Below are 2655 nucleotides of genomic sequence, written 5' to 3' on the forward strand. Positions count from 1 at the left end.
AATTTTTTACTTTTCCTGCCATGATAGTTATCCTCCATTTTTCTCATTATATCATGACCGAATATGATTTGTATAATTTATTATAACCTATTCACTGTTATCAAAGCACTCGGAGCGAACTAAAGGAGGGCAGCAACATGGCACAATTTGATGTTTACAGCACATCTGTACAGAATATCATCAGCTGGATTAAGTCGGGCGAAATCGCAATCCCTGAAATCCAGCGACCTTTCGTGTGGGATTCCACCAAAGTGCGTGACCTGTTAGACTCCCTCTATAAAGGTTTCCCGATTGGGTACATCATCGTTTGGAAGAATCCCGATGTGCGCCTGAAAGATGGCACCATCTCTATCGGCAAGAAAATCCTCATTGACGGTCAGCAGCGTGTAACAGCGTTGCAGGCTGCCATCGCAGGCATGCTGGTCACGGACGCTAATTACAAGCGCAAGCCTATCCGCATTGCATTCAATCCGCAGACGGAGGCATTCGAAGTGCTGAATCCAGCCATCGAGAAGGACTGCAAGTGGATTTCTGACATTTCAAAGGTGTTTGAGCCTACCTTCGAGGAGTTCCAGTTCATCATCCAGTATTGCAAGGACAATAACCTGCCCGGTCAGGAGAGCGCAATCTCCAAGATTATCGGAAAGCTCAAAAAGGTGCTGGACATCAACCTTGGTGTTACAGACTTGAATCAAGGCCTCTCCATCGACGAGGTTACTGATATCTTTATCCGTATCAATTCGCAGGGCGTTGTGCTTTCGCAGGCGGATTTCGCTATGTCAAAAATCTCTGCGGATGACAAATACGGCGGCAACGAGATACGGAAGATGATAGATTACTTCTGCCATTTCATGCAGCGGCCTGCTGACTATGAGATGATTGCAGAGAATGATACCGATTTTGCCAAGACCGATGCCATGCAGAAAATCAAGTGGATTGTGAAGGAAACAGAAGATATTTATGTGCCTTCCTATACCGATGTGCTGCGTGTGTCGTTCACACATAAATTCAAGCGTGGTAAGATTTCTGATTTGGTCAGCCTGTTGTCCGGTCGTGATTTTGAAACCAGAGAGAACTTGGAGACTATCGCTGAAAGCTCCTTTGCTACCTTGCGTCAGGGTGTTGAGGCATTTGTAAATCAGACCAATTTCCAGCGGTACATTATGATTGTTAAATCAGCAGGCATCATTGATGCTTCGCTGGTGCGTTCTCAGAACGTGCTGAATTTCGGCTACATTCTGTATCTGACACTGAAAGACCAAAAGCTGGATGCCGGAGTTATTGAAAAGCTGGTTAGAAAATGGCTTGTTCTTTCTATGCTGACAGGCCGGTATTCAGGCTCTGCGGAATCTGCCATTGATTATGATATCAAGCGTTTCACCGAGCAAGACCCGGTGCAGTTCATCAAGAATACAGAGGCCGGTGAACTTTCGGATGCCTTCTGGAACAGCGTGCTGGTTACCAGACTGGACACCTCTGTTGCAAGCAGCCCGTACTTCCTTGTGTTCCTTATGGCACAGGTCAAGGCTGGCTCCAGAGGCTTCCTGTCCGAGCAGATTGACGTGAAGTCCCTTATCGAACAGCGTGGCGACATTCATCACATCTTCCCGAAGAAGTATCTGCAGAAGAACGGCGTCAATAACCGGAAAGATTATAACCAGATTGCCAACTATGTGTACACGCAGTCTGAAATCAATATTAAAATCAAGGACGATGCACCTTGCGTATATATGGAATTGATGAAGAAGCAGATTGCCGGAGGCGACCTGTCCTACGGTGGCATTACTACCGAGGATGACCTGAAGCGCAATCTGGCTGAGAACTGTGTCCCTGAAGAATTTATGGACATGGACATCTGGGGCTTCCCGGAGTTCCTTGAGAAGCGTAGATTCCTGATGGCTCAGTTCGTGAAGAAATACTACGAAGCACTGGATTGATTTACACCTTTTAATTTTGCCCCACTTTTTAATTTTACCTATTCTGATTGAGAGGAGGCCCTGCAAAGATGGTGCAAACAGTAAGAATGGCCCGTTCCAGAACACCATATTTCAGGTGCGGAACGAGCCGTAGAAACTATCGAAACGATGGAAATGCCTTGTTTACAGGGCTTTCTCGCTATTTTCACTACACAAATCCTTGTATCAAAAACGTGGTCTTGATAGACTCGGCTTGATATAGAGGCTCTATCTTGATGGATATGTACGATTACTTAGCGTCAACTGTTGCATTTTTTGCAATAGTTGCGGCAAGTTGAGACGGCGAAATTCGGGTGTCGAGACGGTGGGAGTGGACATGTTCCCTATCAAGGATTTCGGGAGTGTCAAAAGTGTAAGGATTTGTGGATTGACGAGCCTGATATAATAGGTAAAAAGGCACTTTTTTGAAAATGTGATAGTCGGCCAGCAAAGGCAATTGAACTACATACCAAGTGTAAAAATGCGGTCTTGGATAAGTTTCCGCAAACGAAAAATTGCCTTGATAAGTTTCCACGAACAGGCAGCGATTACCCTGATAACCTGACATCATAATCGAGGTATCGTGCCACGTTGAGACAGTTGTCTTGATGTGTGCGTCCAGCCAAGCTGGCAAATGCTAACAGGTGAAAGTCCTGTAGAGGTAAAGGTAGGGAAGCCTCTTAGTCAGTAACCAACGTAG

At 45.7% G+C, this 2655-nt stretch carries 3 protein-coding genes; 2 read left to right on the forward strand and 1 reads right to left on the reverse strand.

Annotation, left to right across the window (positions count from 1 at the left end):
* The first annotated feature begins 137 nt into the window (after positions 1–137).
* Both BM305_RS18625 and BM305_RS19295 read left to right on the forward strand, forming a co-directional pair.
* Positions 138–1937 carry a GmrSD restriction endonuclease domain-containing protein gene (locus BM305_RS18625; protein ID WP_092564489.1) on the forward strand — a complete coding sequence of 600 codons (1800 nt, stop codon included), beginning with the start codon at positions 138–140 and terminating at the stop codon, positions 1935–1937.
* A 68-nt stretch (positions 1938–2005) separates the two neighbouring features.
* Positions 2006–2173: a hypothetical protein gene (locus tag BM305_RS19295; protein ID WP_177214810.1), complete on the forward strand. Its 168-nt coding sequence runs from the start codon at positions 2006–2008 to the stop codon at positions 2171–2173.
* Positions 2174–2205: 32 nt separating this feature from the next.
* On the opposite strand, the gene BM305_RS19300 is transcribed toward BM305_RS19295, so the two are convergent.
* Positions 2206–2523: a hypothetical protein gene (locus BM305_RS19300; RefSeq protein WP_177214811.1), complete on the reverse strand. Its 318-nt coding sequence runs from the start codon at positions 2521–2523 to the stop codon at positions 2206–2208.
* Positions 2524–2655 lie beyond the last annotated feature (132 nt).

Source organism: Anaeromicropila populeti (assembly GCF_900112775.1).
GTDB lineage: Bacteria > Bacillota > Clostridia > Lachnospirales > Lachnospiraceae > Anaeromicropila_A > Anaeromicropila_A populeti.